We start from the raw sequence: 25288 nt of genomic DNA, 5'->3' as shown, positions 1-25288 counted from the left end.
ATGCCGATGAATACCGCTACCGCACCCGCGCCGCTCTGCGAGATCGACGGGCTGAAGATCGGCTTTCGCGGGCACGACGGCACCGTCACCGATGCCGTGCGCGACCTGTCGCTGACGCTCGCGCCCGGCGAACGCCTCGGCATCGTCGGCGAATCGGGCTCCGGCAAATCGCTGACGGGCCGCGCGCTGCTCGGCCTGCTGCCCGACGCCGCGCGCTGGACGGCACGCACGATGCGCTTCGCGGGCCACGACCTGCTCGCGATGTCGCCGCGCGAACGCCGGCGGCTGTGCGGCAGCCAGATGGGCATGATCCTGCAGGACCCGAAATATTCGCTGAACCCGGTGATGACGGTCGCGAAGCAGATGGGCGAAGCGTTCCGGCTGCACGAGCCCGGGCTGCGCGGCCGCGCGCTGCGCGAGCGGATCGTCGGTGCACTCGAGGCCGTGCAGATCCGCGACCCGGCGCGCGTGGCCGATGCGTATCCGCACGAGCTGTCGGGCGGCATGGGCCAGCGCGTGATGATCGCGATGATGGTGTCGACCGGCCCGCGCCTGCTGATCGCCGACGAACCGACCTCCGCGCTCGACGTCGCCGTGTCGATGCAGGTGCTCGCGGTGCTCGACGCGATGATCGCGCGCCACGACACGGGCCTGATGTTCATCAGCCACGACCTGCCGCTCGTGATGTCGTTCTGCGATCGCGTCGCGGTGATGTACGCGGGCCGCGTGGTCGAAACCTGCGCCGCGCGCGACCTGCGCAACGCTTCCCATCCCTATACGCGCGGGCTCCTCGCGGCGAACCCGCCGCTCGCGAATCCGCCGGACGAACTGCCCGTGCTGCGGCGCGATCCGGCGTGGCTCGAACCCGCGCCGCATGCCGGCACGCCCGCCGATCGACAGGAGGCCGCACGATGATCGACGTCGATCACGCATCGATCCGTTTCCCGACCCGCACGGGTCATGTCGACGCCGTGCGCGACGCGAGCTTCGCGGTGCGCGACGGCGAGGTGTTCGGGCTCGTCGGCGAATCGGGTTCCGGCAAGTCGACGCTACTGCGCGCGCTGACGGGTCTCGTGCCGCTCGCGTCCGGCAGCCTGTCGATCGACGGACGGCCGGTCGGCGGCACGCCCGACCGTGCATTTCGCCGCCACGTGCAGATGGTGTTCCAGGACCCTTACGCGTCGCTGCATCCGCGCTTCACGGTCGACCAGACACTGCGCGAACCGCTGTCGATCCACGGCATGAGCGACACCGATGCGCGCATCGCCCGCGCGCTGTCCGAGGTCGGCCTCGGCCCCACGTTCCGGTTTCGTTATCCGCACCAGTTGTCGGGCGGCCAGCGGCAGCGCGTCGCAATCGCACGCGCGCTGATCGTCGAGCCGCGCGTGCTGCTGCTCGACGAGCCGACGTCCGCGCTCGACGTGTCGGTGCAGGCCGAGATCCTGAACCTGCTGCGTCGACTGCATCGCGAACGCAACCTGACGATGATCCTCGTCAGCCACAACCTCGCGGTGATCGGCTTCCTGTGCCAGCGCGTCGCCGTGATGCAGCAGGGCGAGATCGTCGAGCAGTTGCGGATCGAGGACGTGCGGGCCGGACAGGTCGCACGCGACTATACGCGCACGCTGCTGCAAGCGACCGAAGGCTACCGCCGTCTCGACCCGGTCACGGGCGCGCCGGCCGCCTGACATCTGAACGACGCGCCGGCATGCGATACTCGGCGGGCCACGCGCCGGCTTGCCGCCGCATGGAACCCTTGTGCACTGCACGGGTCAATTTACTTTCGTCAACAGCTCAACAGCAATAGGGAGGCGTTCATGCTGCAATTCATCGAAACCCTGGTCGTCGGGCTCATCGTCGGCCTCCTCGCCCGCGCGCTCAAGCCCGGCGACGACAAGATGGGAATCCTGATGACCGTCGTGCTCGGCGTCGTCGGCTCGCTGGTCGCCGGCTACGTCGGCCGCGCGGCCGGCTGGTATGCGCCCGGCCAGGGCGCGGGCTGGATCGCGTCCATCATCGGCGCGATCGTGCTGCTCGTCGTCGTGGGTGCAATCCGCAAGCGCATGGGCTGATCGCACGTCCCACGCGTCAATCGCTGCAACGGTCGCTCACCACGAGCGGCCGTCCCGTCACCTGCATCGCATCTCCCCGTTTGAACCGCATCACACCCGTCGATCGGTTCGCCATCCTTCGCATGCGCGGCTTTCCACACGTATTCCATCCGCCACGCACCCATCGAGCCGGAGCCGACCGGTATACGAATGGCGCATGATGCGCCGCCATCCGTCGGATTCGATATCGGGACTGCTCAGTCCATGCCGTGCCCCGTCGGGCGTGATTCGAAGAATACGCACCCGGATTACGCGAACCGCTGCACGCGGGAACGCATCCGGTGCGCGCCGAAGCACTTCGAGTACGCGGCGAATCCGCTCCACCGGTTCACCGACATCGGTTGATGTGTCGTTGCCGATGCCGGCAAATATCCTCTCTCGCTCGAGCATGCACCCGACGATCCGATGTCGGCGTGATGAACGCACCCGCGTACGACGCTGTCGCGCCAGCCGGCCGTAGTCACGCAGCCACGCGTGCGCCGGTTCGCGTGCCATCCGCATTTCCAATCGATCGGCTCCCGTCGAATACCTCGTCGATATATTCCGCACCTCCCGCTGAAGGTGGATCGCTTCGTGGTTGTCCTTCGAACCACGAGCACCGCGCCCCATCGCGCGCCAGGCGACGGAACACCTTCAGGCATCACCCGAATCACATGCCCGGCCCGGCTCGATGCGCCATGTTCACCACATTTGGTACGAGTACTAGACGCATGAAAATAAAACTCGTTCTTGTCCTGTTAACCTGACATTTCCATTACATCAAAATAAACACCGAAACACATTTCATGTTTTTCAAATCATGAGAAGTGGTTTCCACACCTTATCCAAACAGGAGTTCCGATATGAAAATCAACTCAATCCCCGGCGTGCTGTCGTCCCTCCTCATCGTGGCGGGTATCGCGATTTCGTCCAACGCGCATGCAGTGGACGGCACCGTTTCGTTCGCGGGCCAGGTCATTTCGTCGACGTGCAAGGTCGAAGGCCAGTCCAACGACCTCTCCGTCACGCTCCCCCCGGTCAGCACGGCCGCGCTCGGCTCCGTCGGCACGGTCGCGGGCCGCACGCCGTTTGCGCTGTCGCTGACCGGGTGTACCACCGGCGACGGCAATCCGGTGAAGGTCGGCGTGTTGTTCGAGCCGGGCGCGAACGTCGATCAGTCGACCGGCCGCCTGACGGCTGACACCGGCGCCGGCAAGGCCGAAGGCGTTCAACTCAACGTGCTCGACGCGCAGCAGAAACATATCCCGGTCGGCTCGCAAACCCCCGCCAATACGCAGATGGTCGACATCGACGCGAACGGCGCCGCGAAGCTCGCCTATTTCGCCGAGTACTACGCGGCCGACGCGGTCAAGGCCGGAAACGTCACGTCGCGCGTCGAATACTCGCTGATCTACCAGTGATACCCCGCGCCGGGGATCGCTCGCGCCGATCTCCGGGCGCCGCTCCGCGCGATCGGCGAAATGCATGCACCGCCGATCGCATCACTCAACCACACGGACACATCGATGAAATTACCGAAACTTCTCTGTACGTTCTTCGCCGCCGCCGCGGCATGGGTTTCCCAGGCCGATGCAAGCGTCGTGATCGCCGGCACGCGCGTCATCTTTCCGTCAAGCGAGCGGGAAGTCACGATCCAGTTGACGAACGACGGCAAGCGGCCCGCGCTGGTTCAGGCGTGGCTCGACAACGGAGACAGTCATGCAGCGCCGGAGCGCATCGATGTGCCGTTCGTGCTGGCGCCCGCCATGTTCCGGATGGATCCGGGCAACGGGCAAACGCTGCGTCTGATTCACACCGGCGCGCCGCTTCCGGCCGACAAGGAATCGCTGTTCTGGCTGAACGTGCTCGAAGTACCGCCGAAGGCAGATGCCGCCGAGGATCGAAACCGGATCCAGCTCGCCTTCCGCTCGCGCATCAAGATCATGTATCGCCCCCACGAACTGACGGGCGACGCCAATGCCGCACCGCAACAGGTCACCTGGCGCGTGGTTCGCGCGGATGCCGGCAGCTATGCGCTGGCGGCCACGAATCCCACGCCGTATGTCGTCAATTTCGGCAACGTGATCCTGAAATCCGCCGAACGCAAATATGACGCAGGCGCCGGATACGTGCTGCCGGGCGCCACGCAGCAGTTCCCGATCAAGGATCTCTCCGGCCCGCCCGCCGCAAACGCATCGGTCGAATTCGGCAGCATCGACGACTGGGGCGCGGTCACCGACATCGAACGTCCGTTGTCCGCCGCGCCGTAACGCCCCGGCCGGATGGCAGGCGGCCCGGCCCGCCGCGTTCCCTCCTCCCCGCTCGTTTTTACTCAGGCGAGCCGCACCAACCGGCGCGGCGCGGTGCCGACGCGCGTCCATCGACGATATCTCGCGCGATCCGAAGCCATCGCAACCGCCCGGGTGCCTGACAGGAACCGCGAATGACTCCCATTCGACATTCACACCGTAAGCTGCACGATACGCCGCGCGAAAAACTGCTTCATCTGCTGGTGCTCGGCTGTATCGCCGTGTGGGCAAACGACGTCCGCGCCGAATCGGCGCCGGCTCCGAATCCGTCGATGCAGCTTGCGCACGTCGAATTCGACGACGCCTTTCTCGCCAATCGAGTCGGCAAGGATTTCGACATCTCGCGCTTCGCTCAACGCAACATCGCGGCGCCGGGCATCTACAGTCTCGACATCTACGTCGGACCGGAATGGGCCGGCCGCCACGACGTCCGTTTCGAGGTCGTGCCTGGTGCGGAAGATGCGCGGCCCTGCTTCGACGAAGCACTGCTGAAACGCGTCGGTGTCGATTTCCGCAAGCTCGCGCCGGATGTCGTCTCGCAACTGAGCGGAGAAAACGCCTGCCTGTCGATCGAGCGCGTCGTGCCGGAGGCCCGCGCCATGTTCGACTTCGCGCGACAGAAGCTGACGCTGAGCATTCCCCAGGCGTCGCTGGCGCGCCAGGCGCGCGGATACGTCAGCCGCGATCAATGGAGCTCGGGCGTGCCGGTCGGCATCCTCGGCTACAACGCCAACCTTTACACGTTCAAAGGCGCGGGCCAGTCGGCGCAAACTCAGGGGTATCTCGGGCTGAACGGCGGCGTCAACGTCGGCGACTGGCGCTTCCGGCACGAAGGCTCGTATACCTGGTCGTCGCAGGGCGAACACCGGTATCAGGGCATCGCCACCTACGTCCAGCGCGACCTGCCGTCGATCTCGTCGCAACTCGTCGTCGGCGAGAGCTACACCACGGGCGAACTGTTCGACTTGACACAATTCCGCGGCGTACATCTGTCCACAGACGACCGGATGCTGCCCGACTCGCTGCGGGGTTATGCCCCGGTGGTGCGCGGCATCGCGAACTCCAACGCGAAAGTGACGATTCGCCAGAACGGCGTGACGATCTACGAAACAACGGTCGCACCCGGCAATTTCGAAATCGACGATCTGTATCCGACCGGCTACGGCGGCGATCTTCACGTCTCCGTCACCGAATCCGACGGCGGCGTGCACACGTTTACCGTGCCGTACGCAGCGGTGCCGCTATCGCTGCGGCCCGGCATCGGCCGCTACAGCTTTGTCGCCGGCACGCTGCAAAACGCGCAAGGCGGCGGGCACCCGCTCTTCGCGCAGGCGACGTACCAGCGCGGGCTGACCAACCTGCTGACCGCCTATGGCGGCGCCACGATCGCGAGCAGCTACGCGTCGGTGATGATCGGCGGCGCCTTCAATACGTCGCTCGGCGCGATCGGCGCGGACGTCACGTACGCGACGACGTCGATTCCCGGCGTCCGGCGCTTCAACGGGACGAGCGCGCGCGTCAGCTTTGCGAAGTCGGTCGCAGCCACCGGCACCGACATCGCGATCGCCGCCTATCGCCATTCCACGAGCGGCTATTTCGGGCTCAACGAAGCAATGCAGGCACGCGAAGGTCAGGAGGCCGCGACGATCTGGCGACCGCGCCATCGTGCATCGCTGACGTTGACCCAGCGACTCGGCGAAAAAGGCGGGCGCCTCAACGTCGTCGCGTCGGCCTCGAACTACTGGAACCGCTCGGGCGCCGACGTCGACTATTCGCTCGGCTACACCAACCAGTTCAGGAATGTTTCGTACAGCCTCACGGCAACACGTCAGCGCAACGTCGGCGGCGAAATGGGCACGCTCTATTACGCAAGCGTCTCCATCCCGCTCGGCGGCAAGCAACCGGTCACGCTCACCGGCAACGTGTCGCGCGACACCTACGGCCGCACGCGCGTTCAGTCGACGCTGTCGGGCTCGCTCGGAACCGACAACGCGCTTTCGTACGGCATCAGCGCCAACCATGTGTCCGGCACCGGCACATCGACGACCGACGGCAGCGCCAACGTCACGTACCGCGCACGCAGCGCGGAATTCAGCGCCAGCGGCGGTGGCGGCGCCCACTACCAGCAAGGCTCGATCGGCATGCGCGGCGCGGTGGTCGCGCACGGCGGCGGCATCACGTTCTCGCAACCGGTGTCCGAAACGTTCGCCATCGTCGAAGCGCCGGGCGCGGCCGGCGCGCGCGTCGCGAACGCAACCGGCGTGCGGATCGACGGCAACGGCTATGCGGTCGTGCCTTACCTGACGCCGTACAACCTCAACACGATCTCGCTCGATCCGAAAGGCATCTCGATGGACGTCGAGATGAAGGAAACGAGCCGGCAGATCGCGCCGCGCGCGGGCGCGGTGCCGCTCATCCGGTTCGCGACCGAAACCGGCCGCTCGGCGATCGTCCAGGCGCACCGACAGGACGGCGAGCCGCTGCCGTTCGGGGCGACCGTCCACGACGAAACGGACAAGGAAATCGGCATCGTCGGCCAGGCGAGCCGGATCCTCGCGCGCGGGCTGAACGACAGCGGCGCGCTGACCGTGCGATGGGGCGCAGACGACGGTTCGGTGTGCCGGATCGCGTACGAACTGCCTACGATCAAGCGCCAGCGAAAGGCAACGGCAGTTCAGCAGATCACTGGCGTCTGCACGCCGATGGCGGCAGTCGCCGGTAACCAATAATCGATAAGGAAATCAAATGCTCCGCTCCCGTCAATCGAAAGTATGGAATCGAGCCGTCCGCGCCGTGCGTGCCGGTGATGCACGCACACGCGACGTTCCCGAACGACCGCGCATGGCTACGGTGTGCGCGGCCTTCCTGCTGGCAGCGACCGCGTTGGTTCCGTCCGTTGCCTCGGCCGTGGTTAGCCTTACGGCGTTCGGCAGTGGATCGGTTGCGGTTCCGTCGACCACGTCGCATGGAGCGGTCCTGGCGCGCGAGTACATCACGCCGCAGGAATTCTGCGGGGCCAGCACCTGCGAGATAACGGGTTCGAGCCTGGCCAACAAGGGCAATATCATATGGGGTTGGACATAGGGACCGGACCTTGAAACGAACGTTTCCGGCGTGTCGACACGGATGCTCATCGACGGCACTCCGCTCACGGAGACGAGCCAGGTGACGCTGCGCAACGTGGCCGAGGTCCAGTTGTTCCGCGACAGCCGCGCCGCCAAAAATGGCTCGCTGAATTCAGGTTCCTTCTCCCAGTACTTCAACGTCCGCTACAAGTCCGGGCTGCTTGGCGACTCGACGATCGTCTACCTCTCCGCAAGCGTCAACTTCATCAACGGCACCTGCTCCGTTCCCGACCAGACCGTCACGCTGCCGTCCGTTCAGCATCACGTTTTCACCGGCGTCGGCTCGACGGCGGGCACGACGGATTTTCAGCTCCACCTCAACAACTGCCCCGCCGGCTACAACCGGATCGGCTATCAGCTTTCCCCGCTCGACGGCGTGGTCGCCGGCGTCAGCGGCACGCTGAAATTGCGCCCGAGCGCCACCGCGACAGGTATCGGCATCCGGATCAACGACGGCGTGAGCAACGAAGCCATGACGTTCCAGCAATCGCGCGCGGTGGTCGGCTACAACAGCAGCACGGGCGGCTCGCCGTCGATTCCGCTGCGCGCGTCGTACGTGCAGACGGGCCAAACCGTCCGCGGCGGGTCGGTCAGCGCCGCCGCGCAGGTGCTGCTCGATTACCAGTGATCACGCCCGGCGGCGCCGTGCGATCCCGCATCCGCATGGCGCCGCATTCGCCGCACCGGGTCAGGCAATATCCCGACTTGCCGCCTCGAAAATCAAGCCTATATTTGATCGAACACGGTTGAAATCATCCGTTTATTCCAGTCACTCGCCATCTTTCACTCAAGAGGTCCGATGAATTGCCGTTTACGCACTTAGCATCGCGGCGTTGACGGACTGCCACCCGAGCGGCCCCGCTGCGACGCGCTTCCTCTCTGGAGCCTGTCATGAAGCATCGCCTGTTCGCCGCCTCGTTCGCCCTGGCTGCCTCGCTTCTGGCCATGTCCTCGTCCTTCGCCGCCGGCGCGTCCGGCATCATTCACTTCTCCGGCATGATCGTCGAGCCGCCCTGCTCGTTCGCGCTCGATACGGCCGATGCCGCCCACGCGCACGTGCGCCCCGACTGCCCGCGTCCGGCAAGCGGACAAGTCGCGTTCGTCGACGCGGCCAGCCTGCGCACGATCAAGACCACGACCTTTACGCAGGCCTCGCGCGCAATCGTTTTACCTGAGCGTGCGGGCAGCAATCATGCGCCGATGATCGCCGTCGTGACCTACCAGTAGAAACCCGCTGCCGGAGCTGCCGTGCGTCAGTCGCGATGGCGCGCGATCCAGTCGCTGAACGCGTGGATCTTCTGCTGGCTGCCGATGGTCTCGGGATACACGAAGAAGTAGCGCGCGCCGGTTTCGAGCACGATGTCGAACGGCCGTTCGAGCCGGTGTGCGCTGACGTCGTCGTCGACGAGCGTCACGTCGCCGATCGCGACGCCGAAGCCCTGCATCGCCGCGTTCGTCGCGAGATCGAGCGTGTCGAACGTCGGCCCGCGCGCGGGATCGACGCTGCGCTCGCCCGCATGATCGAGCCACGCGCGCCAGTCGCGATGGTCCCGAGTCGGATGCAGCAGCGTATGGCGCGCGAGATCGCCGACCGCATCGAGCGGCGATGCCTGCCGCAGCTCGGGCGCGCACACGGGCGTCAGCCGCTCGTCGAACAGCGGCAGTGCGAACACGCCGGGGCCCGGCGACGTGCCGTAGACGACGGCCGCATCGAACGGTTCGGTCGAGAAATCGACGACGTGCTGCCACGCGGTCGTGATCTGCACATGGAGATCGGGATGCTCGCCCTGGAAGCGCATGATGCGCGGCAGCATCCAGCGCATCACGCAGGTGGGCACCTTCAGCGCGAGATCGGTGCGCTGCCGCGTGAGCTTCATCGAGATGTCCTCGATCCGCGCGAAGCTCTCGTTGACGACCGGCAGCAACTGCTCGCCCTCCGCCGTCAGCGTGAGCCCCTTCGCATGCCGCTTGAACAGCGGAAAGCCATAGTGCGCCTCGAGCGTCTGGATCTGCCGGCTCACCGCGCCCTGCGTGATGCACAGCTGCTCGGCCGCGCGTGTGAAGCTGCGGTGGCGGGCCACCGTCGAGAAGATCTGCAGCGCGTGCAGAGGCGGAAGTCGGCGCATGAAGAAGGCAAACGCAAAAACGGCGCGGAAGGGCCGCGCACCGGCTCCGGCGCGCACTGTCCGACACGATAAGCCAAACGCCGGTTTTGCGCGAGGCGTCAGGGCCTGTTCATGCTGATAACGGGCCCTAGGCCGTCGCGGTGAGCGCGCCCGCCACGATGCGCGCCGCCGACGCGACGACGTCCGCGCGGGCCGCCGCCGCGGCTTGCGGCTGCGTGAACGACACGGCCATCACGATCGGCGCACGCGACGGCGGCCACAGCACCGCGATGTCGGTCGTCGTGCCGTAACCGCCCGTGCCGGCCTTGTCCGCGATGCGCCAGCCGGGCGGCACGCCCGCCGCGATGCCGGTCGCGCCGCGCGCGCCGCCGACCATCCATTCCGTCAGCTGCGCGCGCTGCGGTTCGGGCAGCGTGTTGCCGAGCAGCAGTCGCTGCAGCGTGTCGATCATCTCGACCGGTGTCGACGTGTCCCGCTCGTCGCCGGGCGCCGCGTGATTCAGTTCGGGTTCCCAGTGATCGAGGCGGAACGACGTGTCGCCGCTCGCGCGCGCGAACGACGTGACGGCCTGCGGGCCGCCCAGCACACCCATCAGCAGGTTGCCGGCCCCCTTGTCGCCCGACTGCAGCATCGCCACGCACAGCTGCTCGATCGTCATGCCCGTGTCGACGTGGCTTTCCGTGACCGGCGAGCCCGACACGATTTCATAGCGGCGGTAAAGAATTCGGCGCGGCAGCAGCGACGCGTCGAGCGAGCCGCGCGCGAGCATCGCGGCGGCCGCGACGACCGCATACGTGCCGCACAGCGGGAAGCGTTCGCGCGCATGGTGAGCGATGCGCACGCCGTTCGACGTATCGAGCGCGGCGACACCGAGCCGGCCGTTCGACGCCTTCTCGAGCGCGGTCAATTCGGCCTGGGCGGCGTGGGCGCGCCCCTGGTCGGCGACCGGCGCGGACGTGCACGCGGCGACGAACGGCGCGGCCACGGCGGCAAGCAACAGCGAGCGGCGTGTCGGAGAGTGTTCCATGGATGAGGTGTGTTCTGTCTTCTGTCGGAAACGGTGGCACGAAGCAACGCGGGCGCGCTTTAACGAAGCGCACCCGTTCGCACCGGCGGCCGGCCCGCGACGGCATTCACCGCGCATCCCCGAAAGACGGCCGTCGGCCCCGCGTGAAGCACGGGACTCGCATGAACAGGCCCTAGCGTAGCAGCGACCGCCGCCACGTTCCAGCGAAACGACCCTGCCTCACCCTTGCGACGAAGGCAGGTACGGCATCGGATTGACCGGCTTGCCGTCGCGCCGCACTTCGAACAGCAACGCGACACGCGAGTTGTCGAGGTCGCCCATCTCGGCGATCTCGTCGCCCTGGCGCACGATGTCGCCTGTCTTCACGAGCAGCTTGCGGTTGTGCGCATAGGCGGTCAGGAAATCCGCGTTGTGCTGGACGATGATCAGGCTGCCGTAATCGTTCAGGCCGGTGCCGGCGTACATCACGCGGCCGTCGGCCGCGGCGCGGACCGGGTCGCCCGGCCGGCCGGCGATCTGGATGCCGCGGTTCTGGCCCGGCCGGAACCCGTCGACGATCTTGCCGTTGGCGGGCCACTTGAGCGCGACACCGCCTGCATGCCGCTTCGTTTCCTTGACGACCTGACGGTCGCTCGCGGTCGACGCGGTGGCCTGCGCCGATGCCGGGCCGCTCCCCGCGCCATTGCTCGCAGCCGACGACGCGGCCTGCATGCCGGCCGTGCCCGGCGGCGGCAACGGCTGCTGCCTGACGATGCGCAGCACCTGCCCCATGCGCAGCCTGCCGTTCGCGCCCAGCTTGTTCCAAGTGCGCAGGTCGGCAATGCTGCAGCCGTTCGCGGACGCGACGCCCGTCAGCGTGTCGCCGCGCTTCACGACGTACTTCTGCGCAACGAGAATCGGCGCGGGAGGCGGGGTGGCGGCCGCCGGCGCAACAGCCGGCGGGCTCGACGGTAACGACTGTGCCGCCAGCGTGTCGCTCGGCGGAACGGACTGCGTGCTTGCACAACCGGCCATGACGAGCACGGCGGCCAGGCCCGGCAGCCACGCCGCGTGACGGTGAATCTCGTGCGATTTCATGGACGATCCGACTCCGGTTTGACAATCTTTCAAGCATCTCAAAAACGGAACGGCCGACGTGTAACCGGATGAAAACAATGATGACAAACGATCACGAACCGGATGCCGGCCGGCATTCGCTACCGGTAATACGGTCCGATTGGGAAAAACTTGATGGTCTTTTCGCGCAAAAACGGAAGAATTTTCGTTTCAGAAAACTATGGCGAACTCGTTTTGATAGGTGTCGCAGCGTGCCACTGCTGCGCACCACGACGCTCAACGCAGCCAAGCGGCGAGTTCGGAACAGGCCCACGCGATGCCGATGCACAGGAACAGCACGTGCAGCGCGATCTTGAACGACACGCCCCACGACGGATCGATCCGCATGACAGGCTCCCCCGGTTGATGTGCGGCCATGATCCGTCATCGATCGCGCCCCGAAAATGCGGAACCGGCGAATCGGGCCTCAGGCTGCGCCTGAGACCCGGCCTCGGTTCCCTGCTAACTTATCGGCCATTCCAACGCGATCGCCCCCACCCATCATGCGCTTCGACCTGACCGACCTGCGGCTCTTCCTGAACATCTGCGAGGCCGGCACGATCACGAGCGGCGCCGAGCGGACCCACATCACGCTGCAGGCCGCGAGCGAACGCATCCGCGGCATGGAGGACGAGCTCGGCGTACCGCTGCTGCACCGGACCAAGTCGGGCGCGCAGGCCACCGACGCAGGCCGCGCGCTCGAACACCACGCGCGCACCGTGCTGCAGCAGATCGACCACATGCGCGGCGAACTGCAGCAATTCGGCCAGGGGCTGCGCGGGCATATCCGGCTGCTGTGCAACACGGCGTCGCTGAGCGAATACCTGCCCGACGCGCTGGCCGACTACCTGCCGCATCATCCGAAGCTGTCGATCAGCGTCGAGGAGCGCTCGAGCCAGGAGATCGTGCATGCGATCCGCAACAAGACGGCCGAGGTCGGCATCGTCGCCGATTCGGTCGGGCTCGGCGGGCTCGAACAGAAGCCGTTCCGCGAGGACTGGCTGATCGTCGTCGTGCCGGCCGCGCATCCGCTCGCGTCACACGACAAGGTCGCGTTCGACGCGATCGCCGATGCCGACTTCATCGGCCTCACCGACGGCAGCGCACTGCAGGTGCATCTCGCCGACCAGGCGCGCGCGCTCGGCAAGCGGATCCGCTACCGCGTGCAGCTGAAAAGCTTCGATGCGATCTGCCGCGTGATCGCCAGCGGCGTGGGCATCGGCATCGTGTCGCGCCATGCGGCCGAGCGTGCGATGCAGACGATGGACGTGCGGCTCGTCGAGCTGTCCGATCCGTGGAGCCACCGTCGCCTGAAGCTGTGCGCGCGGTCGTTCGATGCGCTGCCGAAATACACGCGGGAGTTCGTGGCGTTTTTGTCCGGCGAAGCAACGTCGCGGTAACGCCCGCCGCATTCGCTCCACCCCTGCGACACACAGAAGCACGGCCATGGCCGACACCGATCTTGCCACCCGCTACCGCGCGGATATCGACTGCCTGAACCGACCGGTCTGGTCGGTGATCGACAAGGCGGCGATCAAGGCTCGGCTTTAGCAGCGCTGATCGCGACCGACGACCCGACGCGCGACCTGACGCCATTCGATTCATAAGGATAACGTTTTCTCTCGATTCTCAACGAGAACGCATAACCAGTCAGCCTTCCCGCCCGCCGCATTCACGCCTGCATTCCACGCCGCACCGCACCACCCATCGAAAAAACCCCGGCAATTTCCGCGCAATCCTGACCTCCCCCCTCCTCCCTCCGCTCCCACTATCCGGGTTTCTACCCGCGCCTCCGGCGTGAAAGTTCATTGACATCGCACCGTCCAATGCCTAAATTTGGAAAACGTTTTCCAATGTATCCGCGCGACGCCTTTCACGGCCCGCGCAGGGAGAACGCTTGCCCGCTCGAGTGGTGATTCGAGCTGTCCGTCTTCAGGGATCAGGGTTGCAAGGCGGCGGCCAGGCACGGGCATCGAGCGCGGCAACGGCCACACCCGCCCGTCCGTCATCACTATTCAAAACTGGAGACACAATGCATCCGCGCAGCAGATTCGCGCTCGGCGCCGCGCTCAGCGCCCTTTCCGTCCTGTTCGTCAGTGCCTGCGGCGGCAACGACATCACCGATCCGCCGTCTTCGTCGTCCCCGCCGTCGAACTCGACGCCGACGTCACCGCCCGCCTCCGCGCTCGCGTCGAACTCGCTGCAGGCGCTCGTCTACGGCGCGGCCGACACGAGCGTGCCGGCCGGCACGGATACGCCGATCACGATGATGGGCCAGATGCGCGCGCTGTTCGACCTGATCCGGAAGTCGCCCGACTTCACGCAGGTCGTGATGGATCTCGGCGACGGCACGCCCGTCCACGTGCTCGACACGAACACCGGCGACAAATTCCTGCCCGGCAAGCTCGCGCTCGGCCTGTCGTACATCCTGATCGACATGAAGTCGAAGAACGATCCGCAATACGCGAGCTACCTCGCGACCTACCAGAAGATCACGACCGCGATGATGGCGCAGTCGGGCGGCAACTATACGTATGCGAATACGTCGTGGGGCGAGTACTACTATCTCGTCGCGCTGAACAACCTGCAGGCGCACGGGATGCTCAACGAAGTCTTCAGCGACGCGATGCTCGCGACGCTGCAGCAGCGGCTGCGTTTCTGCGACATGTTCGGCCCCGACGCGAGCGGCAAGGTCGACACGTGCCCGGCCGCCGGCACGCCGATCGACATCGCGTCGCTCAACACCGCACAGAACTACTATGCGGTGTCCTACGGAATCGCCGGGCTGCGCCAGAAGCTCGGCTGGAGCAGCCCGTCGTTCGCATCGAAGACCGATCCGTCGGTCGCGACGATGGGCGCGCGCGACGCGCTGCTGTACACGCTCACGAACCATATCCGCAACGACTCGTCGGGCGGGTTCTCGGACGAAGCGTCGAACACGCACACGACCTACTACGACCAGGCGCGCTTCGACCGCTACAGCACGCTGCTGATCGGCGAAGTGACCGAGCGCACGTTCGAGATGGGCAACGAAGCGAATTTCACGCCGGAACTGAAGGGGTATCTGCGCAAGTCCGTCGACCTGATCCTGCCGCAGCTGAACGGCGACGGCGAAGGCTTCAACTACGGCCGCTCGATCGGCCCGTACGGCGATTCCGCGTTCATGGAAGTGCTGACGGCCGCGGCCAACGCCGGCGTGCTGTCCGACCAGGAGAAGCAGGTCGCATACACGTTCATCACGAAGGCGGCGCATCGCTTCGACACGTTCTGGTACGACCCGTCGCTGCCGACGCCTTCGGTGAACATGTGGGTCAAGGGTCGCGGCACGGACGCGTATCGCGGCAAGCCGCGCGTGATGGGGGAGAACTTCAGCCTGCTGCACCAGTACCTGTACGTGAACGCGTGGTGGAACAAGCTCGGCTTCGGCGGCAAGGCACCGATGGCCGACGCCGACTACAACGCATGGCTCGACGCGCGCCCGCACTACACGCTCACCTGGTACAACCAGCCGAACGACCCCGCGCATCCGTACAGCGCGGCGCTGGTAACCGTGCGCGACGGCCGGCGCGTGATCAACCTGAACCTCAGCCAGGCGCCCGACTACAACTCGTTCACGCCGTACTACCCGGTGCCGTCCTCCGACAAGCTGACCTACGGCACGACCGATCTCGGCTACGCGTTGCTGATTCCGCAGGTGTCGTACAACGGCAAGACCTACATTCCCGTCACGTACTACAAGAACCTGAATGTCCAGCAAGGCAACGGGCAGGTGATCGTGTCGTTCGATACCGCGAAGTTCAGGCTCGCATCGAAGAACGCGGCGTACACGACGGATCTCGACCTCCAGGTGCACACGGTGCTGACGTTCGCGCACGGCTCGGTGGCGCGCAGCGACACGCTGAGCACCGGCACGCTCACCGGCAACCTGTCGGTCGAAACGGACTTCACGTCGTTCGCGGATTTCGCGTCGACGCAGGCCAACGGCGACGGCGTGTCGGTCGCGTACGCGAACAGCCCCGCGACCGGTTATGCGGCGACCGGGTTCGACAACTGCGCGCTGTCCGCCTTCGATACGGTGAACGGCACGACGAATCCGCTGTCGACGACGCCGATCGGCCAGCTGCATTCGAACTTCGCGTGCACGACGAAGCCGTTCGCACTCGGCGCGGGCGCGACCCGTACCTTCGGATGGACGCTGAAGTACGCCGACCCGGCCTGAGCGGGGTGACCCGCGCCCGGTGAATGCACCCGAAGCCGGTTTCGTCAGCCGGCTTCGGGATCGTCACGGACAGCGGGCATCACGCTCGCCGGCGATGCCCGCTCACAGCCACCCCGAAGCCGCCATGTACGCGCCGAGCGCGATCAGCCCGACGAAGAAGCAGCGCTTGAACGCCTTCTCGCTCATCACGCGCCGTGCATACTGCCCGCCGGCCATACCCGCCAGCGCCGGCACGAGCGCGAGCGCCGACACGCCGAGATCGACCGTCTCCAGCGCACCCGTCACGCGCAACTGCAGGCCGAGCACGATCGTCGAGGCGGTGAACGACAGCCCGAGCGCCTGGATCAGGTCGTCCTTCGACAGCCGCAGCGCCTGCAGGTACGGCACGGCCGGCACGACGAACACGCCGGTCGCGGCCGTCACGACACCCGTCAGGTAACCGACCACGGCCGACAGCCATTTTTCGTGGCGCCCCGGCGCGGGCAGCCGCGCGGCGGCGAGCCCCCACAGCCCGTAGAGAATCAGCACCACGCCGAGCGCCGCATGCGTCCAGGTGCTGCCGGCCGCGAGCGCGGGCAACCCGCCCGTCAGCGTGCCGATCGTCAGGCCGGCGAGCAGCGGCCACAGCCGGCGCAGCAGCGGCCCGAACGACGGGCCGAGCCACAACTGCCACACGTTGGTGATGAACGACGGCACGAGCAGCAGGCTCGCGGCGGCCGACGGCGGCATCGCAAGCGTCAGCAAGCCCATCGCGATGGTCGGCAGGCCGAGCCCGATCATTCCCTTGACCGCGCCGGCCAGCAGGAAAACCACCACGACGATCGTCAGCGTGTGAATGTGCATGAAAGGCATTCCGTCCGGTTGAGTACGGCGCCGATGGTGAACCCCGATCGCGCCGCCCGCCATCTGGCTTTGCCTGAGGCTGGCTCGGGCCTGCCGCGCGGAGCCGGCGCGGCAGGCGCACGCGCGCCTTCGCACACCGCGCCGCCGCCGTCCGGCGCACGCCCGCCTTCGTTCAACGCAGGTCGCGTGCGCCGGCTACCGGCCCGGTCGATCAGTCCCCGTGAAATGTCCCCCGTCCCTGTTCGCTGTCGAGGTGAGCCATCTGTGCGGCCGGATAGCGCTCACCGGCAGCCGCCCCGGCGGGAACCGCCGCTTCGATGCGCATGATGTCATCGACCGTTAGTTGCATCTCAGCCGCCTGCAGCGCGTCCTGAAGCTGCGTGCGCTTGCGCGCGCCGATCAGCGGCACGATATCGCCGCCGCGCGACAGCACCCACGCGATCGCGACCTGCGCCGGATTGCTGCCCTTCTCGTCGGCGATGGCACGCAGCGCGTCGACGAGCGCGAGGTTGTGCGCGAGGTTCTCGCCCTGGAAGCGCGGGCTCGCCGCGCGGAAATCGCGCTCGCCCTGCCGCGCCGTGCTCCAGCGCCCGCCGAGCAGCCCGCGCGACAGCACGCCGTAGGCCGTCACGCCGATCCCGAGTTCACGGCACGCGGGCAGGATCCCGGCCTCGATACCGCGCGACAGCAGCGAATATTCGATCTGCAGGTCGGAGATCGGCGCGACGGCCGCCGCGCGGCGGATCGTGTCGACGCCGGCTTCCGACAGGCCGATATGGCGCACGTACCCGGCCTTCACGAGATCGGCGATCGCGCCGATCGTCTCCTCGATCGGCACCGCCGGATCGACGCGCGCCGGCCGGTAGATGTCGATGTAGTCGGTGCCGAGCCGTTTCAGCGAGTACGCGACGAAGTTGCGGATCGCCGCCGGCCGCGCGTCGTAGCCCGCAAACCCGCCGGCCGGATCGCGCAGCGCGCCGAATTTCACGCTGATCAGCACCTGGTCGCGTGCCCGGCCGCGCAGCGCATCGCGGATCAGCATCTCGTTGTCGCCCATTCCGTAGAAATCGCCGGTGTCGAGCATCGTGATGCCGTGGTCGAGCGCCGCGTGCAGCGTCGCGATGCTCTCGGCTCGATCGGCCGGCCCGTAGAAGTCCGACATCCCCATGCAGCCGAGCGCAAGCGCCGATACCCGCGGGCCCGACCGGCCCAGTTCACGCCTATCCATGTCCGTTTCCTCGAGTGATGAATCAACAGGCCGGATTCTGGGCGCATCGCGACGCACGATAAATGCGAAACACTCCACCAAACCATTCGACGCTGATTAACAATGGAGCCTGTCCATCCGCCCACACCCCCGCCCCGCATGGATCATCTGCATGCAATGCGCATCTTTGCGCGCGTCGCCCATCTCGGCAGCTTCACGAAGGCGGCCGAGCAGTTGCAACTGCCGCGCCCGACGGTCAGCAACGCTGTCCAGTATCTGGAAAAGCACCTGAAGGTCCGCCTGCTGCAGCGCACGACGCGGCGCGTCGCGCTGACGGCCGAGGGTGCGACCTACTACGAGCGCTGCATGCGGTTGCTGGCCGATCTCGACGATGCGGAGACGCTGTTCGAGGACGCCGGCGCGACGCCGCGCGGCGCGATCCGCGTCGACCTGCCCGAGCGCTTCGCGGTGAACCAGATGATTCCGGCGCTACCGGATTTCCACGCACGCTACCCCGACCTGCGCGTCGTGATCGGCACGACCGACCGCTTCGTCGACCTCGTCGCCGACGGCATCGACTGCGCGGTGCGGGTCGGCACGATGTCCGACACGTCGCTCGTCGCGCGGCGCATCGGCGAGCTGGCGCAGATCAACTGCGCGGCGCCCGCGTATCTCGAGCGGTACGGCACGCCGCGCTCGCCGGACGCGTTGCCCGACCACGTCGCGGTCGGCTATTTCTCGAGCCGCACGGGCCGTGAGCTGGACTGGGAATATGCGGACATGGATACGGGCGAGCTGCACGCGGTCAAGATGCGCAGCGTCGTGTCGGTCAACAGCTCGCAGGCGTATCTCGCGTGCTGTCTTGCGGGCCTCGGGCTGATCCAGGCGCCGCGCGAAGGGCTCGGGCCGCTGCTGGCGGACGGCTCGCTGGTCGAGGTGCTGCCGGAATGGAATGCCGAGCCGCTGCCCGTGTCGGTGGTGTTTCCGACCGGGCGGCATCTCGCGCCGCGCGTGCGGATCTTCGTCGACTGGCTCGCGGAGACGCTCGGCGCCGCGCCCTGGGTGACGTGACGGCAGCCGGGGCCGGTGCACCCGGCCCCGGCTGCCGCCTGTTCAGAACTTGTGGCGGATCGCGGCGCGCACCGCGAACTGGTTCGACGACGCCGACGGGCCGTCCGTCCCGACCACGTAGCCGCCGTCGGCCGCGGTGCCGGTCTTGTCGCCGGCAACCTTCTGCCATGCGCCCTGCAGGTAGACGTCGGTGCGCTTCGACAGGCTGTAGTCGGCCATCAGGCCGACCGTGTGGTATTTCGGCTTGAACGATCCGGCCGCGGCATCGAACTTGCCGTCCGTGTACACGTACTGCGCGCCGAGATAGAAATCGGGCGTGAGCTGGTACTTGCCGTTGATCTCGAAGTTCTGGAACTTCGTCGCCGTCAGCCCGAGGCCGGCGAACGTCGAAGCCGGCAGGTAGACCGTCGATACCGGATTCTTCACGTCCGTCTTCGTATAGACGAAACCGACCGTGGCCTGGCCGAACGTGTAGTTGACGCCGCCGCCGAAGATCCGCAGGCGGTCGGCGACGAAGTTCGCGTCATCCGCGGCGATCGCGCCCGCGTTGCCGACCCCCGGGTTGTTCGCCTGCAGGTACGCGGCCGCGACCTGCAGCCCGGCCAGCGAATACTGCGCACCGAGGCTGTACTGCCGGTTGTTCGAGAAGCCGGTGCTGTTGCTGAAGCTGTACGTGCCGCCGAACGTCAGGCCGTTCCAGTCGGCGCTCGCATACTTGACCGTGTTGTTGACGCGGAACGAGTTGTCCGTGTTGTCGTTGTCGAACGGGTGCGAGAACAGCGTGCCGCCCCAGTTGCCGTTGGCCGTGAGCGGCGCCAGATAATCGACGACCGAGTCGTACTGGCGGCCGAAGGTCAGCGTGCCGAAGCGCGACTCGGAGAGCCCGACGAACGCCTGGCGGCCGAACATGCGGCCGCCCTGCCCGAGCCGGCCGTTGTTGACGTCAAAACCGTTTTCCAGCGTGAAGATCGCCTTCAGCCCGCCGCCGAGATCCTCGCTGCCCTTCAGGCCCCAGCGGCTGCCTTGCGCATAGCCGCTCGCGAGCTGGTAGTTCGACTTTCCGACCCCATTCACATTCACGTTGTTCGTGTAGTTGAAGCCTTCGTCGATCACACCGTACAGCGTCACGCTGTTCTGGGCGAAGACCGGCGCGGCGAAAGCGGCCAGCGCGGCGGCAAAAATGACGTGCTTCTTCATGACGGATCTCCGGAGCCGGGGCCGGACGGGTCGCGCGCCCGGCGAATGTTTGATCTGTTGTATGTGTGGCCCGCAGGGCGGACGACGCGGTGTGCGGCCGCGTGAGGACAAAATGGTGTCACGTCGCAAACCGTCCGTCCATCGGGGCATGTGAACCCTGCGCAAAACGTTGCGCTCGTCCAACTGCCCCGCCGCGCGGACTGCCTGACCCGGCTTATCGGCAGCGGCGGGACGCGCCGCCATCCGCGTAAACCCGGGGCCTGGTGCATCGGTGGCACAATGCGCATCCGTTCGTCATTTCTTCACGAAGTCATGCTTCACCCCGATTCAAGTGCGGCGCGTGCCGGCCGTGCACGCGGCCCGCGCCGGAAGGCGGCCCGATGACCGCGCCGGCCCGGGCCGGCCGCTACGCCGAGCTCGATTTCTTTCGCGGCCTCGTGCTGCTCGTCATCGTCGTCGACCACATCGGCGGCAGCATCCTGTCGCGCGTGACGCTGCACGCGTACGCGCTGTGCGACGCAGCCGAGGTGTTCGTGTTCCTCGGCGGCTTCGCGACCGCGATCGCGTACAACTCGCTCGCCGAGCGGCACGACGAAGCCGCCGCGCGCCAGCGCTTCATCCGGCGCGCGTTCGAGATCTACCGTGCGTTCCTCGTGACGGCCGGCCTGATGCTGCTGATCACGGCCGTGCTGAACGCGTTCGCGATCGACGGCCCGAACATGCCGACCAACGACCTCGACGGCCTGCTCCACAAGCCGCTCGCCGCGCTGCGCGACATCCTGCTGTTCCGCCGCCAGCCGTACCTCGCGTCGGTGCTGCCGATGTACGCGTTCTTCGCGCTGCTCGTCCCGCTCACGCTGCCGCTCGCACGCACGCAGCCGTGGCTGCTGCTCGCGTTCAGCGGCTCGCTGTGGTTCGCGGCGCCGCATGTCGCGCGCTTCCTGCCGACCGTCGAAGGCGCGCCGTGGGACTTCAACCCGTTCGCGTGGCAGTTCCTGTTCGTGCTCGGCGTGATCGCGCGCTGCCAGCCCGTCTACCAGACGCTCGCGCCCAAGCCGCAGGGCTGGCTGCTGACGGCCGTGTCGCTCGCGATCGTCGCGGCCGGCGCGTACTACCGGCTGCGCATCGAACCGTTCCCGACCGATCCGTCGATCAAGCAGAACCTCGGCGCGCTGCGGCTCGCGAACTTCCTCGCGATCGCGTGGCTCGCGGCCAAGCTCGTCCACCTCGGCTGGATGAAGAAGGTCGCGCACGCGATGCCGTGGATCGGCACGATCGGCCGGCAGGGGCTGCTGTGCTTCGTCGCGGGCACCGGCATCTCGCTCGCGGTCGATTCGCTGCTTTACCAGGCGACGGAGGGCTATCTCGACGTGAAACTCGGGCTGACCGCCGACGTCGTCGCGATGGGCCTGCTGTATCTCGTCGCCAAACTCTACGGGCCGCTCGTCGCGCGGCTGCCGTTCCGATCGCGGCGATGACGCGCCGCGCCGTCATGCGCCGCTGCTACGATAGCCGGCGCCTCTCCTGAAACGATTCGACATGCGCCGACTCGCCCTTCCGTTCGCCCTCGCCCTGATCGCCGGCTCCATCGCCACCGCCGGCGCCACGCCGCCCGCGCCGGCGGCATCGCCCGCGCCGCCGCCTGCCGTCCAGACCGCGACGACCCCGTCGGCCGCCCAGGAGCCCGCGCTCAATCCGGGCAGCAGCGTCGTGCTGCGCACGTTCCGGTCGGCGTCGCTGAAGCGCGACTGGTCGTACACGGTCTACCTGCCGCCCGGCTACAACCCGGAAGGCGCGCGCTACCCGGTGATGTACCTGCTGCACGGCAATGCCGGCAACGCGAACGACTGGGTCACGCAGGGCCGGCTGCAGGCCACCGCCGACACGCTGATCGAGCGCCGCGAGATTCCGCCCGTCGTGATCGTGATGCCGCAGGGCGGCACCGACTGGTACGTCGACCGCAAGGAGAAGATGCAGAGCGCGTTCCTCAACGACCTGCTGCCCGAAGTCGAAGCGCACTTCGCGGTGTCGAACCAGCGCGCGGGCCGTGCGATCGGCGGCGTGTCGATGGGCGGCTTCGGCGCGCTGCGCTTCTCGCTGCTCGAGCCGGGGCTGTTCTGCGGCGCGATGCTGCTGAGCCCCGCGATCTACGCGAACGAGCCGCCGCTCAATTCCGCCGCGCGCTACGTCGGCGTGTTCGGCGACCGGCAGTTCGACCCGCGCGTGTGGCACGAACTCAACTACCCGGCGCTGATGCGCGGCTATTTCGCGCGCAGCTGGCGCATCCCGATGTTCATCGCGGCCGGCGACGACGACCTGACCATCCAGGCCGAATCGAGCGTGCTGTACACGCACCTGCGCCGCGCGCAGAACCCGGCCGAACTGCGCATCGTCGACGGCGGGCATACGTGGGACGTCTGGCGCGGGCTGCTCGGGACGGGACTGAAGTACGCGCTCGAGTGCGTGAAGTGACGGCGGGCGGGCGCTACCCCGCCCGTGTTCACCCAGCCCGACGGTGACCGGCCGGCCGCAGGCCGTCGCCCCGTCTCATGCGCTGCGCACGCCGTCCCGGCGCGTCCGGGCCTGACGGGGGGCTCAAAGCCACGTGCCGCCCTGCCGCTCGTCCGGCTCCCCGGCGAGCGCATCGAAATCGTGAATCCAGTCCAGGTGATGCAGCACGCTGTCGCGCTCGGCCAGACGCGCGTTGCGTGCCTGCGCGGCCGGCCCGTCGGGCAGGTGCAGCACATCGGCCACGGAAATCGACGCGTACTGCACCTTGCGCGTGCGGCCGCGGCGCAGCCGCTCGTACGCTTCCTGCGCTTCGCGCCAGTTGCCCGGCCCGGCCTGCGCCAGTTGCGCCGCCAGCACCACCGCATCCTCGATCGACTGGTTCGCGCCCTGCCCGTGGTGCGGCACCAGCGCATGCGCGGCGTCGCCGATCAGCGTCACGCGCCCGCGGCTCCAGCGGCCGAGCGGCGGCCGATGGAACAAGCCCCAGCGCTGGCTGATCGGCACCGCGGTGATCATCTGCACCACCGCTGGATGCCAGTCCCTGAATACACGCAATTGCTCGCCCTCTTCCGACGGCATCACCCAGTCGCGCGACGGCCACGGTGACGGATGACGCTCGACCAGCAGGAAATTCTGGTCGCCGCCGTCGCCGATCGGATAGTGCAGCAGGTGCCCGTGCGGCCCGATCCAGTACTGCAGCGTTTCGGGATCGGGCAGCAGGCTCAGCCGCGCGGCCGGCACCACGCCGCGAAACCCCGAACAGCCCGAATACAGCGCATCGTCGTAGCCGAGCATCCAGCGCCGCGTGATCGAGCGCGCGCCGTCCGCGCCGATCACGAGATCGGCGTCGATGCGCACGCCGTTGTCGAACGCCAGCGTGACGCGATCGGCGTGCTGCACGAGATCGATCAACCGGTGGCCGAGATGGATGCTGTCGAGGCCGACCGCCTTCGACAGCACGGCCTGCAGATCCGCGCGATGCACGCCCCAGTACGCGCCGCCGAATTGCCGGCGATAGTCGGGCTCGCCGCGATGATGGCCGATCACCGCGCCGCTGCGGCCGTCGCGATAGACGAGCCCCGGGATGTCCGCGCACACCGCGTCGAAGGCCGCACGCAGGCCCATGCGTTCGTAGAAGCGCGTCGCATTGGCCGACAGCGCGACGGCCGCGCCGACTTCGCGCAGCACCTCCGTCTGTTCGTAGATCTGCGCGTCGATGCCGTGCTCGCGCAGCGCGAGCGCGAGCGTCAGGCCGCCGATCCCGGCGCCGACGATCGCAATCTTCAGGTTCGTCTGCATGATGAAGGTGTCTCCGATATTCCGATGTGGGGTGTGCGACGTGCGCAGCGGCCATGCCGATTGCATGGGCCGTATCGGTATTCTCGGGAGCCGACTTTCATTCCACAATAAAATGAAATGAATCTGCATCATCACCGGATGCAATGAACCGGGCGAGGCAAAACCCATGGAACTGAGCGATATCGACCTCAACCTGCTGCTGCTGTTCCAGCGGCTGATGCAGGAACGGCGCGTGTCGAGCGTCGCCGAGCAGATGAACATGAGCCAGCCGGGCGTGAGCAACGCGCTCGCGAAGCTGCGCCGCCGGCTCGGCGATCCGCTGTTCGTGCGCGGGCCGGGCGGCGTGGTGCCGACGCCGTTCGCGCTGCGCCTGGCGGAACCGGTGTCGCACGCGCTCGCGACCCTGCACGCCGCGCTCAATCCCGAGACCGGTTTCGATCCGCTGCGCGCCACGCGCACGCTGACGATCGGCATGACCGACATCGGCGAAGTCGTGTTCCTGCCCGCGCTGCTGGAACACCGGTCGCAAGCGGCGCCGGGCATCGCGCTCAATACCGTGCGCAACACGAGCATCAACCTCGGCGACGAAATGGCCGACGGCCGCGTCGATCTCGCGATCGGCCTGCTGCCGCAGCTCAAGGGCGGCTTCTATCAGCGCCGGCTGTTCGATCAGCGTTATGTGTGCCTGTTCCGGCGGGGGCATCCGCTCGAGGACGCGCCGCTGACGGTCGACGCATGGCGCAATGCCGAACATCTGGTCGTGGTGTCGGCGGGCACCGGTCACGGGCAGGTGGACGAATGGCTGAAGCGCCGTCGCGTGACGCGACAGGTGCGGCTGACGGTGCCGCATTTCATGAGCGTCGGCTACATCCTGCAGCGCACCGACCTGATCGCGACGGTGCCCGAGCATCTCGCGCAGCAGCTCGCCGCACCGTTTTCGCTGGGCTGGCGCGCACTGCCCGTCGCGCTGCCGGGGACGCCGATTCACATGCTCTGGCATGCGCGGGTCAACCAGGACGAAGGGAACCGGTGGCTGCGCGACGTCGTGGTCGATCTGTTTGCGCAGACCGGCACGCGGGCACGCAGGGCCGTGCCCGGCCGGACGACGTAGTCAGTCGAGCGTGCGTTGCGATGTCGCCCGGACATGCGCGCCGCGCATTTCGACTACA

Annotated in this window: 22 protein-coding genes; 14 read left to right on the top strand and 8 right to left on the bottom strand. The window is 67.2% G+C overall.

Annotated elements, in window-relative coordinates:
• The 3 genes from PQB87_RS23850 to PQB87_RS23840 all read left to right on the top strand — a co-directional run bounded on the left by PQB87_RS23850 (position 1) and on the right by PQB87_RS23840 (position 2072).
• A complete protein-coding gene (locus PQB87_RS23850) occupies positions 1–915 on the top strand; it encodes an ABC transporter ATP-binding protein (protein WP_489244047.1) in 915 nt (304 codons plus the stop codon).
• The gene (locus PQB87_RS23845) at positions 912–1688 is read left to right on the top strand and encodes an ABC transporter ATP-binding protein (protein WP_059687099.1); all 777 of its coding nucleotides are present in this window, start codon (positions 912–914) and stop codon (positions 1686–1688) included. Before PQB87_RS23850 ends, PQB87_RS23845 begins: the two co-directional genes overlap by 4 nt.
• A 129-nt stretch (positions 1689–1817) precedes the next feature.
• A complete protein-coding gene (locus PQB87_RS23840) occupies positions 1818–2072 on the top strand; it encodes a GlsB/YeaQ/YmgE family stress response membrane protein (protein ID WP_059687100.1) in 255 nt (84 codons plus the stop codon).
• Positions 2073–2162: 90 nt separating this feature from the next.
• On the opposite strand, the gene PQB87_RS23835 is transcribed toward PQB87_RS23840, so the two are convergent.
• Positions 2163–2606, bottom strand: coding sequence for a hypothetical protein (locus tag PQB87_RS23835; RefSeq protein ID WP_146756325.1), 444 nt, complete (start codon positions 2604–2606; stop codon positions 2163–2165).
• Positions 2607–2953: 347 nt separating this feature from the next.
• On the opposite strand from PQB87_RS23835, the gene PQB87_RS23830 reads away from it, so the two are divergent.
• The 5 genes from PQB87_RS23830 to PQB87_RS23810 all read left to right on the top strand — a co-directional run bounded on the left by PQB87_RS23830 (position 2954) and on the right by PQB87_RS23810 (position 8751).
• Positions 2954–3511 (top strand): fimbrial protein, encoded by a 558-nt coding sequence (locus tag PQB87_RS23830; RefSeq protein ID WP_059687101.1) that lies wholly within the window; start codon positions 2954–2956, stop codon positions 3509–3511.
• 105 nt (positions 3512–3616) lie between these two features.
• The gene (locus PQB87_RS23825) at positions 3617–4360 is read left to right on the top strand and encodes a fimbrial biogenesis chaperone (protein ID WP_233343976.1); all 744 of its coding nucleotides are present in this window, start codon (positions 3617–3619) and stop codon (positions 4358–4360) included.
• A gap of 173 nt (positions 4361–4533) precedes the next feature.
• A complete protein-coding gene (locus PQB87_RS23820) occupies positions 4534–7128 on the top strand; it encodes a fimbria/pilus outer membrane usher protein (protein WP_489244044.1) in 2595 nt (864 codons plus the stop codon).
• Positions 7129–7513: 385 nt separating this feature from the next.
• Entirely contained in the window at positions 7514–8152 is a 639-nt protein-coding gene (locus tag PQB87_RS23815; RefSeq protein ID WP_489244043.1) for a fimbrial protein, read from the top strand.
• A 263-nt stretch (positions 8153–8415) separates the two neighbouring features.
• Entirely contained in the window at positions 8416–8751 is a 336-nt protein-coding gene (locus PQB87_RS23810; RefSeq protein ID WP_060061562.1) for a type 1 fimbrial protein, read from the top strand.
• 26 nt (positions 8752–8777) lie between these two features.
• Here the strand turns inward: PQB87_RS23810 and PQB87_RS23805 are convergent, their stop codons facing one another.
• From PQB87_RS23805 to PQB87_RS23795, 3 genes are all read right to left on the bottom strand, one after another.
• Positions 8778–9650, bottom strand: a complete 873-nt coding sequence (locus PQB87_RS23805) for a LysR substrate-binding domain-containing protein (RefSeq protein WP_489244041.1) — start codon at positions 9648–9650, stop codon at positions 8778–8780.
• Positions 9651–9777: 127 nt separating this feature from the next.
• Positions 9778–10677 (bottom strand): class A beta-lactamase, encoded by a 900-nt coding sequence (gene bla / locus PQB87_RS23800; RefSeq protein WP_222154385.1) that lies wholly within the window; start codon positions 10675–10677, stop codon positions 9778–9780.
• A 219-nt stretch (positions 10678–10896) separates the two neighbouring features.
• The gene (locus PQB87_RS23795; protein ID WP_489244038.1) at positions 10897–11754 is read right to left on the bottom strand and encodes a peptidoglycan DD-metalloendopeptidase family protein; all 858 of its coding nucleotides are present in this window, start codon (positions 11752–11754) and stop codon (positions 10897–10899) included.
• A 521-nt stretch (positions 11755–12275) separates the two neighbouring features.
• Here PQB87_RS23795 and PQB87_RS23790 point away from each other — a divergent pair.
• A complete protein-coding gene (locus tag PQB87_RS23790; protein ID WP_060061559.1) occupies positions 12276–13172 on the top strand; it encodes a LysR substrate-binding domain-containing protein in 897 nt (298 codons plus the stop codon).
• 632 nt (positions 13173–13804) lie between these two features.
• Complete coding sequence (locus tag PQB87_RS23785) at positions 13805–15991, top strand: hypothetical protein (RefSeq protein WP_059687107.1); 2187 nt, start codon at positions 13805–13807, stop codon at positions 15989–15991.
• Positions 15992–16093: 102 nt separating this feature from the next.
• On the opposite strand, the gene PQB87_RS23780 is transcribed toward PQB87_RS23785, so the two are convergent.
• Both PQB87_RS23780 and PQB87_RS23775 read right to left on the bottom strand, forming a co-directional pair.
• Entirely contained in the window at positions 16094–16834 is a 741-nt protein-coding gene (locus PQB87_RS23780) for a sulfite exporter TauE/SafE family protein (protein ID WP_489244036.1), read from the bottom strand.
• A 211-nt stretch (positions 16835–17045) separates the two neighbouring features.
• Positions 17046–18062: an aldo/keto reductase gene (locus tag PQB87_RS23775; RefSeq protein ID WP_222154388.1), complete on the bottom strand. Its 1017-nt coding sequence runs from the start codon at positions 18060–18062 to the stop codon at positions 17046–17048.
• Positions 18063–18200: 138 nt separating this feature from the next.
• Between PQB87_RS23775 and PQB87_RS23770 the strand changes: the two genes are divergently transcribed.
• Positions 18201–19112, top strand: a complete 912-nt coding sequence (locus tag PQB87_RS23770) for a LysR family transcriptional regulator (protein WP_059687109.1) — start codon at positions 18201–18203, stop codon at positions 19110–19112.
• A gap of 42 nt (positions 19113–19154) precedes the next feature.
• Here PQB87_RS23770 and PQB87_RS23765 read toward each other — a convergent pair whose 3' ends face one another.
• Positions 19155–20309 carry a porin gene (locus PQB87_RS23765; protein ID WP_021156938.1) on the bottom strand — a complete coding sequence of 385 codons (1155 nt, stop codon included), beginning with the start codon at positions 20307–20309 and terminating at the stop codon, positions 19155–19157.
• 380 nt (positions 20310–20689) lie between these two features.
• Here PQB87_RS23765 and PQB87_RS23760 point away from each other — a divergent pair, with 380 nt between their 5' ends.
• Positions 20690–21787 (top strand): OpgC domain-containing protein, encoded by a 1098-nt coding sequence (locus tag PQB87_RS23760; RefSeq protein WP_042973026.1) that lies wholly within the window; start codon positions 20690–20692, stop codon positions 21785–21787.
• Between the two features lie 61 nt (positions 21788–21848).
• Positions 21849–22781, top strand: coding sequence for an alpha/beta hydrolase (locus PQB87_RS23755; protein ID WP_111940869.1), 933 nt, complete (start codon positions 21849–21851; stop codon positions 22779–22781).
• Between the two features lie 123 nt (positions 22782–22904).
• Here PQB87_RS23755 and PQB87_RS23750 read toward each other — a convergent pair whose 3' ends face one another.
• Positions 22905–24119 carry an FAD-dependent monooxygenase gene (locus PQB87_RS23750; protein ID WP_489244032.1) on the bottom strand — a complete coding sequence of 405 codons (1215 nt, stop codon included), beginning with the start codon at positions 24117–24119 and terminating at the stop codon, positions 22905–22907.
• Positions 24120–24285: 166 nt separating this feature from the next.
• On the opposite strand from PQB87_RS23750, the gene PQB87_RS23745 reads away from it, so the two are divergent.
• Positions 24286–25230 carry a LysR family transcriptional regulator gene (locus PQB87_RS23745; protein ID WP_489244030.1) on the top strand — a complete coding sequence of 315 codons (945 nt, stop codon included), beginning with the start codon at positions 24286–24288 and terminating at the stop codon, positions 25228–25230.
• Positions 25231–25288: the final 58 nt, after the last annotated feature.

It is taken from the genome of Burkholderia sp. KL41, from assembly GCF_057005415.2.
The sequence above is the reverse complement of the archived record's forward strand: the minus strand, read 5'-3'. Positions and strand labels throughout refer to the sequence as shown.

Excerpts from the sequence above, each read along its gene's own strand:
- PQB87_RS23850 (WP_489244047.1), top strand. The coding sequence starts at position 1 with ATGCCGATGAATACCGCTACCGCACCCGCGCCGCTCTGCGAGATCGAC.
- PQB87_RS23845 (WP_059687099.1), top strand. The coding sequence starts at position 912 with ATGATCGACGTCGATCACGCATCGATCCGTTTCCCGACCCGCACGGGT.
- PQB87_RS23840 (WP_059687100.1), top strand. The coding sequence starts at position 1,818 with ATGCTGCAATTCATCGAAACCCTGGTCGTCGGGCTCATCGTCGGCCTC.
- PQB87_RS23835 (WP_146756325.1), bottom strand. The coding sequence starts at position 2,606 with ATGGCACGCGAACCGGCGCACGCGTGGCTGCGTGACTACGGCCGGCTG.
- PQB87_RS23830 (WP_059687101.1), top strand. The coding sequence starts at position 2,954 with ATGAAAATCAACTCAATCCCCGGCGTGCTGTCGTCCCTCCTCATCGTG.
- PQB87_RS23825 (WP_233343976.1), top strand. The coding sequence starts at position 3,617 with ATGAAATTACCGAAACTTCTCTGTACGTTCTTCGCCGCCGCCGCGGCA.
- PQB87_RS23820 (WP_489244044.1), top strand. The coding sequence starts at position 4,534 with ATGACTCCCATTCGACATTCACACCGTAAGCTGCACGATACGCCGCGC.
- PQB87_RS23810 (WP_060061562.1), top strand. The coding sequence starts at position 8,416 with ATGAAGCATCGCCTGTTCGCCGCCTCGTTCGCCCTGGCTGCCTCGCTT.
- PQB87_RS23805 (WP_489244041.1), bottom strand. The coding sequence starts at position 9,650 with ATGCGCCGACTTCCGCCTCTGCACGCGCTGCAGATCTTCTCGACGGTG.
- bla (WP_222154385.1), bottom strand. The coding sequence starts at position 10,677 with ATGGAACACTCTCCGACACGCCGCTCGCTGTTGCTTGCCGCCGTGGCC.
- PQB87_RS23795 (WP_489244038.1), bottom strand. The coding sequence starts at position 11,754 with ATGAAATCGCACGAGATTCACCGTCACGCGGCGTGGCTGCCGGGCCTG.
- PQB87_RS23790 (WP_060061559.1), top strand. The coding sequence starts at position 12,276 with ATGCGCTTCGACCTGACCGACCTGCGGCTCTTCCTGAACATCTGCGAG.
- PQB87_RS23785 (WP_059687107.1), top strand. The coding sequence starts at position 13,805 with ATGCATCCGCGCAGCAGATTCGCGCTCGGCGCCGCGCTCAGCGCCCTT.
- PQB87_RS23780 (WP_489244036.1), bottom strand. The coding sequence starts at position 16,834 with ATGCACATTCACACGCTGACGATCGTCGTGGTGGTTTTCCTGCTGGCC.
- PQB87_RS23775 (WP_222154388.1), bottom strand. The coding sequence starts at position 18,062 with ATGGATAGGCGTGAACTGGGCCGGTCGGGCCCGCGGGTATCGGCGCTT.
- PQB87_RS23770 (WP_059687109.1), top strand. The coding sequence starts at position 18,201 with ATGGATCATCTGCATGCAATGCGCATCTTTGCGCGCGTCGCCCATCTC.
- PQB87_RS23765 (WP_021156938.1), bottom strand. The coding sequence starts at position 20,309 with ATGAAGAAGCACGTCATTTTTGCCGCCGCGCTGGCCGCTTTCGCCGCG.
- PQB87_RS23760 (WP_042973026.1), top strand. The coding sequence starts at position 20,690 with ATGACCGCGCCGGCCCGGGCCGGCCGCTACGCCGAGCTCGATTTCTTT.
- PQB87_RS23755 (WP_111940869.1), top strand. The coding sequence starts at position 21,849 with ATGCGCCGACTCGCCCTTCCGTTCGCCCTCGCCCTGATCGCCGGCTCC.
- PQB87_RS23750 (WP_489244032.1), bottom strand. The coding sequence starts at position 24,119 with ATGCAGACGAACCTGAAGATTGCGATCGTCGGCGCCGGGATCGGCGGC.
- PQB87_RS23745 (WP_489244030.1), top strand. The coding sequence starts at position 24,286 with ATGGAACTGAGCGATATCGACCTCAACCTGCTGCTGCTGTTCCAGCGG.